Genomic DNA, 13815 nt, shown 5'->3' with positions numbered 1-13815 from the left:
GCCGTGCGAGACCACATCGACGTCGCGATAGCGCAGTTCTCCCCGCGAGCCCTGGAGCGGGACACGAACGTCGCGCTGATGGCCGGCATCATCGAGCGCGAGGCGGCGGCCGCGCCGACCGATCTCGTCGTCTTTCCCGAACTGGCCACCACCGGCTACGTGCCGCCGCGCTACGACCCCGCGTTCCACCGAGCGCTTCGAACGCAGTCGGACCAGCTCGGTGGCCCGGCCGGCGACGCCATCGGGCGCGCGGCCCGAGCGGCCGGCGTGCACGTCGTGTACGGCTTCAGCGAGCAGCCGGGAAGCGGCGCCCTGTACAACTCGGTCGCCCTGGTCTCACCCGACGGCGCCGCGCCGCGGGTTCAGCGCAAGACACACCTGTGGCGCGAGGAATGGCACTACTTCACGCCCGGCGCCGAGATCCGGGTCGCGGACAGCGAGCTGGCACGGATCGGCCTGTCCGTCTGTTACGACTCCCGCTTCCCCGAGGTGTGCCGCGTCCAGTCGGTGCTCGGCGCCGAACTGCTGGTCTGCGTGTTCGCACTCGTCAGCAGGCCAGGATCGCCCAGCACCCTGCTGACACGCGCGAGCACGCGCGCCATGGAGAACAACGCCTTCTTCATCGCGGCGAACCGGCGCGGGGTGGACAGCGCGGGCATCTTCCGCGGCGGGAGCGGCGTCGCCGCACCGAGCGGTGAGATCATCGCATCCGACCCGGACGGAACGGCCGAGGTGGTCCGCGCCCGGCTGGACGGCGGCGCGATCACCACGGCGCGCGACTACGCGGACGTGCGCCGGCACCGCCGTCCGGAGCTCTACCGGGCTCTGGGCGCACCCGGGGCATGACGTCGCCTGGCGGCCTCTTCCCGGTCATGGGGCCCTGCCATGAGGGGCCGGTCGTGGCGGCTCGGTGTTGAGGGTCCGGTCATCGTGACCGGTCGCCCGGGCCCGCCCCGATGGTGACCAGCCGTTCCTCCGTCATCTCCGCGACCGCGTACCGGGGGCCCTCCGCGCCGGTGCCGCTCGCTTTGACGCCGGCGAACGGCATGAGGTCCACGCGGCTGCTCGACGTCTCGTTGATGTGCACCGTGCCCACCCGGAGATTCTCCGCCGCGCGCAGCGCGCGTCCAAGGCTCGCCGTGAACACCCCGGCCGCCAGACCGTAGGGGGTGTCGTTGGCCTCCGCGATCGCCTCGTCGAGGTCGTCGAACGGGCGCAGCACCACGACGGGCCCGAACACCTCCTCCCGCATGACCCGCATCTCGGTCGTCGCGTCGGTGAGGATCGTCGGCTCCAGGACCGCGCCGCTGCGCCCGCCCCCGCTGACCACCCGGGCTCCGCACTCCACCGCCGCGCCGACCCAGCTCGACACCCGGTCGGCGGCCGCGGGGCGGATGAGCGGGCCGACGAAGGTCTCCGGCAGCCGGGGATCCCCGGCCGGGCGACCGCGAAGCTGCTCGCCCAGCGCGGCCACCAGCTCGTCCTGCACGGGCCGCTGCACGTAGAGCCGCTGCACCGACGTGCACACCTGGCCCGCCTTGCGGAAGGCCGCGTTCACGCACAGGGCCGCCGCCGCCGCGACGTCCGCGTCGTCGCAGACGATCGTGCTCGCCAGGCTGCCCAGTTCGAGCTGGGTACGGCGGAGTCCGACGCTGCGCCGGATGTGCTCTCCCACCCGGGTGCTCCCGGTGAAGGCGTAGAACGCGGGAGTGGGGTCGTCCAGCAGCCATTGGCCCACGTCGGCGCCCTCGCCCTGGACGAGCGCGATGAGATCTTCCGGCAGCCCCGCCTCCAGCAGCACGCGGACGAGCAGCGCCGCCGTCAGCGGTGTCTCCGCGGCCGGCTTGAGCAGCACCGCGTTCCCCGCGGCCAGCGCCGGCCCGACCTTGTGGCAGACGGTGTTCAGCGGCGAGTTGAAGGGAGTGATCGCGCAGACGACACCGAGCGGGCGGCGCATCGTGTAGCCGAACCGGCCGCTGACCCCGGGAGCGCCCTCCAACGGCACCATCCGGCCGGTGAGCCGGTTGGCTTCCTCCCCGCACAGGCGCAGCGTCTCGACCGCCCTGGAGACCTCCCGCTCCGCGTCGGTCACCGTGAAGCCGGTGTCGGTGATGATCGTGTCGGCGAACTCGGCCGAACGCCGCCGTACCCCGTCCGAGGCACGCGCGAGGATCCGGAACCGGTCGTGCGCGGTGAGCCTGCTCGCCGCCTGCGCCGTGGCCAGGGCCCTGAGCGCCGAGCTCACCTGCTCGCGGCCGGGGACCTGCACGGTCGCGGCGAACTGCCCGCTGTAGGTGTCGTCGTGCTGGTAGCTGGTCTCGCCGGCGACCCAAGCGCCTTCGAGGAAAAGGGGAAGATCGGTCATCTCGCCTGCGCCTCCTTGATGAGTTCCAGCACGTCCCGGTAATGCGCGGGAGGCGGGGAGGAACGATCCAGGCCGAGATCCACCAGCCACTGCAGTCGCGTGGCCCCCGCGGAGGCGACCACCGGCTCCACCCCGGACGAGGCCAGCGTGGCCGCCACCTGGCGCAGCTCCTCGGCTCGCCGGGCTCCGTGCGTGTAGCTGCGGGTCAGCAGATAGGAGGCGAGCTCACCCCAGTCGTGTACGGGCAGGGCGCCGTCCATGGAGCCGAGCACGCGCTCGGTGATCCCGTAGCGGTCGGCTCCCGCCACGAACTCCAGCAGCAGCGCCTCCAGCCCTTTGATCAGAAGGCTGCGCATCATCTTGACCGCGGACGCCTGCCCCGGCTCGGGGCCGATCACTTCGAGGTTGAACCCGAGGCCCTCCACCGTTGCGGCCAGGGCCTCGGCCCCGTCACCGCTCAGCAACACCGGCACCCGGTGCCGCGCCGGTGGTACGGCGCCCATCACGGCGCCGTCGGCGAACCGCGCGCCGGTCCGCGAGACCATCCCGGCGAGCTCGCGTTTGAGCCCCGGGCTGCCCGAGTTCCAGTCGGTGAAGACGTGCCGTGGCCGGAGTGAATCCTCCAGGTCGCCCACCACCGCCTTCGCCGTGCTCGCCGTGGTCAGCCCGATCAGGACGTCGCAGGTGCCGGCGAGGTCGGCCGTGCTCGCCCGCGGTACGACTCCGGCCTCGCGGATGCGCTCGGCCACGGCGGGGTCACCGGCCCGCACGTCGTAGCCGTGGACCTCCACCCCCTCGGTGCGCAGCCCGTCGGCGATGGCGAGTCCCGCCTCGCCCAGGCCGATCAACCCCAGGGTGACGCTCATGTGATCACTCGATTCTCGGTAGATGCCGGCAGCCGGTTCAGGTCACGTACGTGCCGCAGGGAGGACACCCGCCAGGCCCGGGCGAGCAGGTCGCGAGCGGCCGTCCCGCCGAGGACCGGCTGGGTGAACTCGACGAACTTGTCGCTGAGCTCGGCGTCGCTGAGCGGTTCGTCCGGATCGCCGCGCCGGGTCAGCCTCTCGGCGGAGCGCCGGCCGTTGTTCTCGCCGGAGACGGTCACCCTGGCGGCACGCCGGTTCGGGGCGAGCTTCTCGTAGCGGCCGTCCACCCGGACCACGGTGCGTTCCACCAGACGGCGCAGCAGCGGGTCGGCGAGCGCGGACGGTTCGAAGGCCGCTGCGCGGACCGTGCCGAGGCCCAGTGCCGCGGCGACGCAGTAGGCCAGGCTGAACTTCGCCTCGAAGGCGGTCTCCGGCCGTGGATGTCCCGCGGTGATGGTGGCCGCGCGGTAGGTATCGATCTCGATCCGCTCGATGTCCCGGAGATCCGGGAACGCGGAGCGCAGCTCCAGCGCGGCGTCCACCGCGGCGAACGTGTGCCCGCAACACGCGTGGTTCTTGACGGTGATCGAGCCGACCGCGAAGGGTTCGCCGAAGCTCCGGGCCGCGACGGAGAGATCGGCGTCAGCCGACATCGCCGCGGCGAGGCCGGCCTCGCCGTCGAAGGCGCCGGCGGTGCCCGTGAACCCGCGCGCGGCCGTGGCGGCGGCGAACACTCCGGTCTCCGCCGCCCGCCCCGCATGCAGTGGCTTGCTCATCGACTCGCCGCGGAACGCCTGCTGCAGCCCGGCCGCCATGGTGGTGGCGGTCGCCAGGGCGTGCGTCAACCGGTCGGCGTCGAGGTCGTACAGGTCGGCGGCGGCCACCGTGGCGCCGAGCGCGCCGATGGTGCCGGTCGGATGCCAGAAACGATAGTGCGAGGGCGCGACGGCCTGCGCCAGGCGGCAGCCCACCTCGAACCCGAGAACTATGGCCCGCAGCAGGTCGGCGCCCGAGGCGTTCACCTCCTCGGCGACCGCGAGCGCCGCGGCGATGGTGGGGGCGCCCGGGTGGTACATGCCGTCGCGGAAGATGTCGTCTATCTCGGTGGTGTGGGCGGCCGTCGCGTTGATCAGCGCCGCGGGACGGGCGGGTACGGCGCGTCCGGAGGGTACGACACACGAGTGGCCCGCCACGCTCTCGGCCAGCACCACCTCGCTGAGAATGCGGGCCGGTGGCTCCACGCCGCCGGACACCGCGGCGGCGTACCAGTCGACGAGGGCTCGGTTCGCGGCATGTCCGGCGGCTTGCGGGATTGCGCCGGTCCGCGCCTGAACGGTGCGTGCGGCGAGCTCGGCAAGGATCGGAGCATCGTGGTGTTCGTGGATGCGTGACATGGTCAGAACTGGTGCTCGTACTGAGCGGGGTCGATGACGGCCTCGATCACCAGTGGCCGCGACAGCTCACCGAGCGAGCCGGTCGCCTTCTCCAGCTCGGCGACCGTCTCGACGCGTACGCCGTCGCAGTCCATCGACTCGGCCAGCCGTGTCAGGTCCATCGGCTCGATCCGCGTCGCCGTGCTGGGATAGCCCTGCGCCATCTGCTTCAGCTCGATCCTGTTCAGGCTTTCGTCGACGAAGACCACGACCGCGATGGGCAGCCCCAGGGCGGCGGCGAGCCGCATCTCGGTGGCTGCCATCGCGAAGCCTCCGTCCCCCACCAGCGCGGCCACCGGCCGGCCGGGATCGGCGAGTTTCGCGCCGATGGCGGCGGGCAGGCCGAAGCCCATCGAGGAGAGCCCGTTGCTCATCAGGACGCCGCGTGGCCGCGTCGTGCGCCAGCCCTGCCCGACCAGAAGCTTGTGCGAGCCGACGTCGCAGCTGACGACCGCGTCGGGCGGGAGCGCGGCGCGCACCCCGTCGACCACGTCGGTCGGGTTGAGCCGGTCGGGGTTTCGCCCGGCGTAGTAGAGAGCGCTGAGATTCTCCCGGTGCCGGCGCACCTCGGCCTCCGCCCACCTCGGCTGTCCCTGCCAGTCGCCGGACAACGCGTCGAGGATGACGGGGATGGCGCCGACGAGTTCGATGTCGGCACGGTAGATCTGGTCGGTGTTGGCGAGCGCGTCCACGTGGATCACCGGGACGCGCAGCGTCCACGGCTTGATCAGTTCGACCGGATCGAAGCCGACCGCGAGGATGAGGTCGCTCCCGGCCAGCAGGTCCCACATCACCGTGTTGCAGGCCATGTCGAGGACACCCGCGAAGTAGGGATGGTCCTCCGGCAGTACGCCCTTCGCCATCGGTGCGACGACCACCGGCGCGCCGATGGTCTCCGCGCACCGGGTCAGGGACTCGGTGGCGCCCGCGCGCACCGCGCCGATCCCGGCCAGGATCACCGGGCGCCTGGCACGGCGGAGGGCGCCGACCGTGTCGGCGTCCGCTGTGGGCGCACGGTGAACCTCGATTCCGAGACGTTCGGCTTCGAGCGGAGGCACCACGACGTCGGTGCCGGCGACCGGCGTCTTGAAGACGTCCCCTCCGACGCTGAGGTGCACGGCACCGGGCCGCTCCGCCGTCGCGGTGCGGATGGCCTTGCGCAGGGTGACGCCCACGGCGGCCGCCTCCACCCGGCCGGCCCATTTGGTGATCGGGCCGAACAACGCCTGATGGTCCACCACCTGATGGGTGAAGAACTGCTCACGTGCCGTCTCGATCTGCCCGGAGATCGCGAGCATCGGCACCCGGTCCCAGGTCGCCGCGGCCACGCCGTTGACGATGGCGGTCGATCCGGGGCCGAGCGTCGACACGCATGCCCCGAGCCTGCCTGTCGCCTGCGCGTACCCCTCGGCCATGAAGACCGCGGTGCCTTCCCGCCGGCCGAGGACGACCTCGCAGCCGCTTCGGCGTAGCGCCTCCAGAAACTCGATCGTCGGGTCTCCTGGGTAGGTGAAGACGTGCGATACCCCTGCGCCGACGAGGTAGTCGGCCATCACGGATGCCACATTGCCGGACTCGGCCATGGAGTTCCCTTCGACGATCCACCGCAGCATGCCTCGCTACAAGGCTGTATACAGAGGTCCACCGTAGAATACAGACACGAAGGGGTCAACCGGCCAAGCCTCTCCCCAGTCAGGTCACGGGCACGGTGAACGAGGAACATGTCCGCGTAACGGGCCCGTCGACGGTCTCACGCCGGTGCAGTTATGCTGTATGCAGCTGCGCACTGACACTGCCGGGCAGCGCCACACGACAGAGGAGCGGTATGAAGTCTGCCTCGGCCGGATCGAGCCGATCGCTCGCGAGCCTTCCCGACAGCCGGCGTCGCCCGCTGTACGAGCAGCTCAAGGAGTCGATCTACCTCGGCGACCTGAAACCGGGCCAGCACCTGGTGGAAAGCGCACTCGCGGGCATGTACGAAGTCAGCCGCACGCCCATCCGCGAGGCACTGCTGCGCCTGGAGCAGGACGGGCTGGTCGTCCGGGGCGGGGACGGCCTGATGGTCCGCGACCACAGCCCGGCCGAGATCCTGGATCTCTACGAGGTGCGGATCCTGCTGGAGAGCGAGGCGGGACGGGCGGCCGCCGAACGGCGGACGACGCACGACCTGCTGACCCTGCGCAAGGCCGCGAAGCGGTACGAAGCCGTTGACGTCGACAACCCGCGGGGCATGGTCGAGGCGAACCGGGAGTTCCACGAGGCGGTCTGGCGGTGCACACACCAGCTCGCGCTGCTGGACCTGCTCGAACGCCTCGAGCTGCATCTGGGCCGTTTCCCCAACACGACGCTGACCTACCCCAACCGGCGCGAGCAGACCATCGAGCAACATCGTGCGATCGTGCAGGCGATCGAGGCGCGCGACCAGGAGCAGGCAGGCAAGCTGTGCGGCCGGCACTTCAGCGACGCCCGCGACATAAGGCTGGCCCTGTGGGAGAGCGAGGACTGACCCACGCGGCCCGCGCCGGCGCCGGACGCGCGAGAGCTCTCGCCCGGGGGAGTGCGCACCACTAGGGTGTGAGCTCCTGCGGGCTGTCGGTGGTGAGGGCCGTGCGCAGCCGCGCCAGCCCGGTTGTCAGCTGCGCGTCCTCGACACAGAACGCGATGCGCACGAACCCTTCGCCCGCGGGGCCGAATTCGCTGCCGGAGCGCACTCCGACGCCGTGTGCCAGCGCATGCCCGGCCATCTGCCGCGACGACAGTGCGTGCGGGTAGCGCAGGAAGACGTAGAAGGCTCCGTCGGGCTCTTCGAAGGAGACGCCGGGCAGGTCCACCAGCGCGTCGACCGCGATCTTGCGTCGCCGCTCGTAGTCGGCGAGCCGGTCCGCCGGCCAGGTCGACGGCGTGGTCACCGCGGCCAGGGCCGCCCGCTGGACAGCGCTGTTGACCGCGCCGTTGTAGGTGCGATGGATCAGTCCCGCCGCCGCGGCCACATCAGGCGGCGCCGCGACGTAACCGATGCGCCATCCGGTCATCGCGAAGGTCTTGGACAGCGTCTGGCAGTAGATCAGGCGGTCGGCGAGCGCGTCGATCTCCAGTGCGGAGACGAAGGTCGCGTGGTGGTAGACGATGTGGTCGTACGCCTCGTCGCTCAGCACGAGCAGGCCGTGCTCGGCTGACGTCCTGGCGATCTGCTCGAGCTCCCCGCGCGTGTAGACGCCGCCGGTCGGATTGCCGGGCTGGCACAACACGACGAGGCGCGCCCCCGGCGCGCGCCGTTCGAGCAGTTCCAGGTCGATCCGCCCGTCGCGACCCGGTGGCAGGTACTCGGGCACCCCGCCCGCCAGCCGCGTCGAGTCGGCGTAGAGCGAGTAGGTGGGGTTGGGGATCAGCACGCGGTCGCCTGGGTCGACGACGGCCAGGATCGCCGAGTTGATCGCCGGACTGCCGCCGGCGGTGACGATGACCTGGCGGTCCGAGTAGGGCCGGCGCGCCCGTGAGCTGAGATCGGCCGCCAGCGCCTCCCGCAGGAGCGGATCGCCCTGGGGCTGCGCGTAATGCGTCAGACCGGATCGCACCGCCGCGCACAGGGCGTCCGTGATGAACTCCGGTGTGGCGAAGTCGGGGTCGCCGACGTGCAGCGGGGACACCGTGGGACCGGGCCGGCTGGACGGGCGCTGCGTGTGCTGCTTGATGGTCTGGCTGACCCGGGACGTGCGAGATGGGGCACCGGTCATTTCTTCTCCTTGATCCGCTTCGGCAGGTCGCCTCAAGCCTCATGACGCAGGCCGAACCCTTCTCCCACCCAGGCGGCGACGGCTGCATGCCACTGTATACCACGGTATGGGAAATTCTTCTCCGCCTCTCTTCGAACGATGAAAGGGGGGTTGATGTGCAGAACACAGCTGTGTATGGTGCCGAACACATCAGTATTCGCCAATGAGCGGCTGCCCACAGTCCCACCCCGGCTAGGAAGGCTCACGCCGCGCCGACCGTGGACGATCACCTCCCGCGAGGCCGGAAGCCGCAATGTCCGATCGATCCCCCAAATACTGAAATGTGGTGGCCGTGATGCAGCTCCGTCACGACGAGAAGATGGCGCGAAAAGCTGGAATAGCGTCGCTGTTCGGGACGGCGATCGAATGGTACGACTTCTATATCTTCGGGACGGCGGCGGCGCTCGTGTTCGGGCCGCTGTTCTTTCCGCAGTCCTCGCCCGGCGCGGGCGTCCTGGCCTCCTTCGCCACCTTCTGGGTCGGGTTCCTGGCACGCCCGTTCGGCGGCATCATCTTCGGTCACCTCGGTGATCGCATCGGCCGGAAGAGGATGCTGATCACGACGCTCCTGCTCATGGGAACGGCGACGGTCGGCATCGGCCTGCTGCCCACCTACGAGACCATCGGACCGCTGGCCCCGGTGTCGCTGGTCCTGCTCAGAGCCATCCAAGGGCTGGCCGTCGGTGGCGAGTGGGGCGGTGCGGTACTCATCGCCACCGAGCACACCGACCGCAAACGGAGCGTGCTCTTCGGGGCCTTCGCCCAGCAGGGCTCGCCGATCGGGCACATCCTCGCCGCGCTGGCCTTCTCCGCGACGAGCCTGCTCAGCGACGAGGCATTCATGTCGTGGGGATGGCGCATCCCCTTCCTGGTCTCCTCGGTGCTCATCGTCATCGGCCTGATCATCCGGCTCGGCATCGAGGAGTCACCGGTGCTGGCCCGGCTGCGCGACACGAAAAAGGTGGTCCGCTACCCGCTCGTCGACGTGCTCAAGAAACACCGGATGATCGTGCTGATCGCCACTTTGACCATGGCGGCGGTGATGACCTCGGCCTACATCCGCAGCACCTTCATGCTCTCCTGGGGCACGGCCGATCTCGGCTTCCAGCGGCAGACGATCCTCAGCGTGATCCTGATCGCGTCCATCGTCCAGTTCTGCGTGCAGCCGTTCGGCGCCGTGCTCGCGAACCGGTTCGATCCACGAAAGAGCGTCACCGCGATGCTGGTGATCGAACTGGGCACCCTGCCGGTCATGTTCCTGCTGCTCTCCGCCGGCTCCTTCGGCTGGGCGCTGGTCGGAGTGGTCGTGGCGACCATCCCCAATGTGATGTTCTACGCCACCACGGCGGGTCTGCTCGCGCAGGCCTTCCCTGGCCGGGTCCGCTACACCGGCATCTCGGTCTCCTACGCGTTGTCCTCGCTGCTCTTCGGAGGCTCGGTGCCGTTCGTCGGGCAGGCGCTGCTCACCATGACCGGCTCGATCGTGGCAGTCGTCGTGTACGCCATGCTCATGGTGTGCGTGTCGATCGTGGGGGTCCGCGCGCTCATCAAGCGCACGGAAGCCCAGCGTGAGCCGGACGAGCACGACCTGACCGCCCAGGACGCGCAGCCTTCGGCGATCCCGGTCTCCCCCGAGAAGTGAGCCCATGGACCACCCGGCACCGGCCGTGAACGCGGCCGCGGGCCGGCCGCCGGGATCCCGATGCTGGATCCCCCAACGTCCCCGCTCCGCCGGCGCCGTCCTCGCCGGCCGGGCGAGGGCCCTGACTAGGTGCTCGCGCGGCGGTGGCGGGCCGGGCGGCCGCGTTCCCCGCGGGGCTCCGGCTCCTGGCCGGGGGAACCGTCGTGGTGGTGGGACGGATGCGGGGTGAAGAAGTCCTCTCGCGGAGCGTCCGCCGCGCGGGGCTCCGCACGGCGGCGTGAGGCGGACATGTCAGGGTTCGCGCGGCGGCCGGAGGAGGTCTTCGCCGGCTCTTCCCGGTGGCGGGTGGCCGCCAGGGCGGCCAGGGCCGTGGTGATGGGGACGGCGGCGATGAGGCCGAGCGTGCCGGCCACGCTGCGGACGATCTCCTGGGCGATGACCGGTGTCGTCAGCACCTGACCCAGAGGCTGCTCCCCGATGCTGAACAGCAGCAGCAGCGGCAGCGACGCCCCCGCGTACGCCAGGATGATGGTGTTGATCACCGAGGCGATGTGGGCCCGCCCGATGCGTCCGGCCGCCTGGTAGAGGCGGGCGAAGCCGTACGACGGGTTGGCCTGGGCCAGTTCGGCCACCGTCACCGCCTGCGTGACCGTGACGTCGTCGAGCACCCCAAGCGCGCCGATGATGATCCCGGCCAGCAGCAGCCCCTGAGTGTCGATCGACAGGCTCATGCCCAGCGTCAGCGCGCTGTCATCGGTGATCCCGTTGAGCCGGGCGAGCCCGAGCGCCGCGTACGACAGCGCGCCCGTCAGCGCCAGGCTGGCCAGCGTGCCGAGCACGGCCATGGACGTGGGCAGCGAGAAGCCGTGCGTGAGGTAGAGCACCGTCAGCATGATCGCCGCCGCCCCGACGATGGCCACCAGCATCGGGGATCTGCCCTCCAGGATGCCGGGGATGACGAACGTCAGCAGCAGCACGAACGTGACCGCCAGCCCGATCAGCGCCGTCACCCCGCGCCAGCGGCCGAACGCGATCACCGCGACCGCGAAGGCCACGCCGAACAACCACAGCGGCGTCGCCCGGTCATGGTCGGAGATCTGGTAGGCCCCCTCGGCGTCGCGCAGCAGGATCACGCCGTCGCCGGGCGCGAAGCGCTGCGCCCCCGGGCCGCCCGGCAGGCGGAGCGTGACGTCACGGCCGGCGTCGCGCCCCTCACCGAGCTTGACCGTGGCGGTGCCGCAGGTGGCGGGGTCGGGCCGCGGCGCGCCCTCGGGGGCGGCGGGGCAACGTCTGAGCGTGACGCCGGTGACGGTGCCGGCCAGCCGCTCGACGGCCGACGCTTGCGCGCCGCCGCCCTGCTGCTCCGCCCGGCCGTCCGGCCAGAGCCACAGCAGGGCCGCCAGCGTGACGACGGCCACCGGCACCAGGACGGCCAGGCTCGCCATCATCGTGCGCCGCGAGCGGGGTGCGGACGCGCCGTGCCCGTGCCCGTGCCCGGCGCCCATCAGATAACGCCCATCGGGTGAAAGGTCCTCCTCGGCTGACGAACAAGGACAGTACTGCACGCGGCGGGCCTGGGTAGCTGCAACGGCATGACATGCCTGGTGGGCACCTCGGGGTGGCAGTACAAGGACTGGCGGGGCGTGCTGTATCCCCAGGGGGTGCCGCAGCGGCTCTGGCTGGAGACGTACGCGGCGGAGTTCCCCACGGTCGAGAGCAACAACGCCTTCTACCGCCTGCCCGGCCCCGAGGTGTTCGCCGCCTGGCGCGACAGGACGCCTCCGCGCTTCGTGATGGCCGTCAAGGCCAGCAGGTTCCTGACCCACATCAAGCGGCTGGCCGAGCCGGATGAGCCGGTGCGGCGGCTGATGGGTGCCGCGTCGGAGCTGAAGGACAAGCTCGGGCCGATCCTGCTGCAGCTCCCGCCCACCCTCCAGGTCGACCCCGGCCGCCTCGACCGGTGCCTGGCCTGCTTCCCCGCGCACGTCAGGGTGGCCGTGGAGCCGCGCCACGACTCGTGGTGGACCCGCGAGGTGCGCGACATCCTGAGCGCCTGGGGCGCCGCGCTGTGCTGGGCGGATCGCCGCGGCCGGCCGCAGGGCCCGTTCTGGCGCACCGCGGGATGGGGGTACGTACGCCTGCACCAGGGGCGGGCCGGCATCGGTTACGGCGACGCCGCGCTGAGGACGTGGGCCGGGCGGGTGCGCGAGGCGGGCTGGCAGGACGCCTACGTCTACTTCAACAACGACCTGGGGGGAGCGGCGGTGCGGGACGCGCGACGCTTCACCAGACTCTGCTAGTGCGCACGCGTCTCTACCGGAACGGCGTCCTCGAGAAGGAGGGCTTCCCCCTCGAGGAGCTCTCCGGGCATGTGTCGGATCGGGGCAACGTCGTCTGGCTCGACCTGTGCCGCCCCTCGGCCGCCGAGCTCACCGCGGTCGGTGAGGAGCTGGGGCTGCACGAGCTGGCGATGGAGGACGCGCTCACCGACCGGCAGCGGCCGAAGGTCGACGTCTACGACAACCAGCTGTTCATCACGGTCTACGGGGTGCACGTGGAGAAGGGGCGGCTGCGTCCCGTCGAGGTGAACGTCTTCGTCACCGCGAACGCCCTGGTCACCGTGCGCGACGGCGACGCCTTCGACATCGACGAGGTGGTCAGGCGCTGGGACACGCTGTCCCGCCTGGCCGGGCACGGGGTGCCGTTCCTGCTGCACGGCCTGCTCGACTACGTGGTGGACGGCCAGCTCGACCTGGTGGAAGAGCTGGACGCGCAGGCGGAGGCCCTGGAGGAGTCCCTGTACGAAGGCGACTCAGGAGACGGCAGGCGGCTGCAACGCGCGATGTTCGACCTGCGCGGGAACACCACCCGGGTCCGCAGGATCACGATGCCGATGCGCGAGGTGATCGGCACCCTGCTCCACCGCGACCAGGACATCGTCGCCGACCCCGTGATGGCCCCCTACTACGCGGACGTCTACGACCACGTGCTGCGGGCGACGGAGTGGGTCGAGGGGATCCGCGAGATGCTCGCGAACGTCCGCGAGACCCGCCTCGCCCAGCAGGGCTTCCGGCTGGACGAGATCATGAAACGGGTCACCAGCTGGGCCGCCATCATCGCGGTGCCCACGCTGATCACCGGCTTCTACGGGCAGAACGTGCCCGTTCCCGGCACCGGGCAGAGCTGGGGGCTCTGGGCGTCCGCGGTCCTCGTGGCGCTCACCTCGGTGGTGCTGTACTCGGTGTTCAAGAAGAACGACTGGTTGTGAGCGTCGCCCCTGCCGCGCGCAGCCCGTCGTACGGCGGCCGGCAGGCCCGGCCGCGCACGTCGGGAGTGAGCCGCACCGCGACCCGCACCTGGGCGGCGCCGGACGCGGGATACAGGGGCAGGCAGCGGCCGCCCGCGAGCAGGGTCCTGCGGCCGATCGAGGTGGTGAGCAGCGACAGCCCGTCGTACGTCGCGGGCGACGCCAGGCGCAGCACCCACAGGCCCTCGGGGGTGCGGGAGCGCGTGCCGTCGAGGGCGTAGTAGTCGAGCACGCTGTCGCTCGCCGAGACGACCGCCCGCATGGTGAACCGGCGCCCCTCGACGGTGAACACCTCAGCCGAGGGCGCCTTGTAGACCGAGTGCACGTAGGCGATCGCGAAGGAACCCGCGACGACGGGCAGGCCGTTCACGGTGAGGCGCCCGGCGCCGCCGCCGAGCGCCGCCACCAGGGCGAGCGTCAGGAGCAGCC

Annotated in this window: 12 protein-coding genes; 5 read left to right on the top strand and 7 right to left on the bottom strand. The window is 71.1% G+C overall.

Annotation, left to right across the window (positions count from 1 at the left end):
* The first annotated feature begins 3 nt into the window (after positions 1 to 3).
* Positions 4 to 846 (top strand): carbon-nitrogen hydrolase family protein, encoded by an 843-nt coding sequence (locus tag ABGB01_RS04700; protein WP_347770650.1) that lies wholly within the window; start codon positions 4 to 6, stop codon positions 844 to 846.
* A 79-nt stretch (positions 847 to 925) separates the two neighbouring features.
* Here the strand turns inward: ABGB01_RS04700 and ABGB01_RS04695 are convergent, their stop codons facing one another.
* From ABGB01_RS04695 to ABGB01_RS04680, 4 genes are read right to left on the bottom strand one after another with little or no spacing between them, the layout of a single operon-like run.
* On the bottom strand, positions 926 to 2365 hold the full coding sequence (locus tag ABGB01_RS04695; protein WP_347770648.1) for an aldehyde dehydrogenase family protein: 1440 nt from the start codon (positions 2363 to 2365) through the stop codon (positions 926 to 928).
* Complete coding sequence (locus ABGB01_RS04690) at positions 2362 to 3231, bottom strand: DUF1932 domain-containing protein (RefSeq protein WP_347770646.1); 870 nt, start codon at positions 3229 to 3231, stop codon at positions 2362 to 2364. The genes ABGB01_RS04695 and ABGB01_RS04690 overlap by 4 nt, the downstream gene beginning before the upstream one ends.
* Positions 3228 to 4625, bottom strand: coding sequence for an MmgE/PrpD family protein (locus ABGB01_RS04685; protein ID WP_347770644.1), 1398 nt, complete (start codon positions 4623 to 4625; stop codon positions 3228 to 3230). Before ABGB01_RS04685 ends, ABGB01_RS04690 begins: the two co-directional genes overlap by 4 nt.
* A gap of 2 nt (positions 4626 to 4627) precedes the next feature.
* The gene (locus tag ABGB01_RS04680) at positions 4628 to 6277 is read right to left on the bottom strand and encodes a thiamine pyrophosphate-binding protein (protein WP_347770642.1); all 1650 of its coding nucleotides are present in this window, start codon (positions 6275 to 6277) and stop codon (positions 4628 to 4630) included.
* Positions 6278 to 6489: 212 nt separating this feature from the next.
* On the opposite strand from ABGB01_RS04680, the gene ABGB01_RS04675 reads away from it, so the two are divergent.
* The gene (locus ABGB01_RS04675; RefSeq protein WP_347770640.1) at positions 6490 to 7170 is read left to right on the top strand and encodes a GntR family transcriptional regulator; all 681 of its coding nucleotides are present in this window, start codon (positions 6490 to 6492) and stop codon (positions 7168 to 7170) included.
* A 61-nt stretch (positions 7171 to 7231) separates the two neighbouring features.
* Here ABGB01_RS04675 and ABGB01_RS04670 read toward each other — a convergent pair whose 3' ends face one another.
* Entirely contained in the window at positions 7232 to 8398 is a 1167-nt protein-coding gene (locus tag ABGB01_RS04670) for a pyridoxal phosphate-dependent aminotransferase (protein ID WP_347770638.1), read from the bottom strand.
* Positions 8399 to 8732: 334 nt separating this feature from the next.
* On the opposite strand from ABGB01_RS04670, the gene ABGB01_RS04665 reads away from it, so the two are divergent.
* Positions 8733 to 10079, top strand: coding sequence for an MFS transporter (locus ABGB01_RS04665; RefSeq protein WP_347771238.1), 1347 nt, complete (start codon positions 8733 to 8735; stop codon positions 10077 to 10079).
* 125 nt (positions 10080 to 10204) lie between these two features.
* Here ABGB01_RS04665 and ABGB01_RS04660 read toward each other — a convergent pair whose 3' ends face one another.
* Positions 10205 to 11584, bottom strand: a complete 1380-nt coding sequence (locus tag ABGB01_RS04660) for a YibE/F family protein (RefSeq protein WP_347770636.1) — start codon at positions 11582 to 11584, stop codon at positions 10205 to 10207.
* An 87-nt stretch (positions 11585 to 11671) separates the two neighbouring features.
* Between ABGB01_RS04660 and ABGB01_RS04655 the strand changes: the two genes are divergently transcribed.
* The gene (locus ABGB01_RS04655; protein WP_347770634.1) at positions 11672 to 12379 is read left to right on the top strand and encodes a DUF72 domain-containing protein; all 708 of its coding nucleotides are present in this window, start codon (positions 11672 to 11674) and stop codon (positions 12377 to 12379) included.
* Positions 12379 to 13347 carry a magnesium transporter CorA family protein gene (locus tag ABGB01_RS04650; protein WP_347770632.1) on the top strand — a complete coding sequence of 323 codons (969 nt, stop codon included), beginning with the start codon at positions 12379 to 12381 and terminating at the stop codon, positions 13345 to 13347. Before ABGB01_RS04655 ends, ABGB01_RS04650 begins: the two co-directional genes overlap by 1 nt.
* Here ABGB01_RS04650 and ABGB01_RS04645 read toward each other — a convergent pair.
* Positions 13325 to 13792, bottom strand: a complete 468-nt coding sequence (locus ABGB01_RS04645) for a DUF1850 domain-containing protein (RefSeq protein WP_347770630.1) — start codon at positions 13790 to 13792, stop codon at positions 13325 to 13327. The genes ABGB01_RS04650 and ABGB01_RS04645 overlap by 23 nt on opposite strands.
* Positions 13793 to 13815 lie beyond the last annotated feature (23 nt).

The sequence above is a fragment of the Nonomuraea sp. B5E05 genome (assembly GCF_039880665.1).
Taxonomy (GTDB): Bacteria; Actinomycetota; Actinomycetes; order Streptosporangiales; family Streptosporangiaceae; genus Nonomuraea.
The sequence above is the reverse complement of the archived record's forward strand: the minus strand, read 5'-3'. Positions and strand labels throughout refer to the sequence as shown.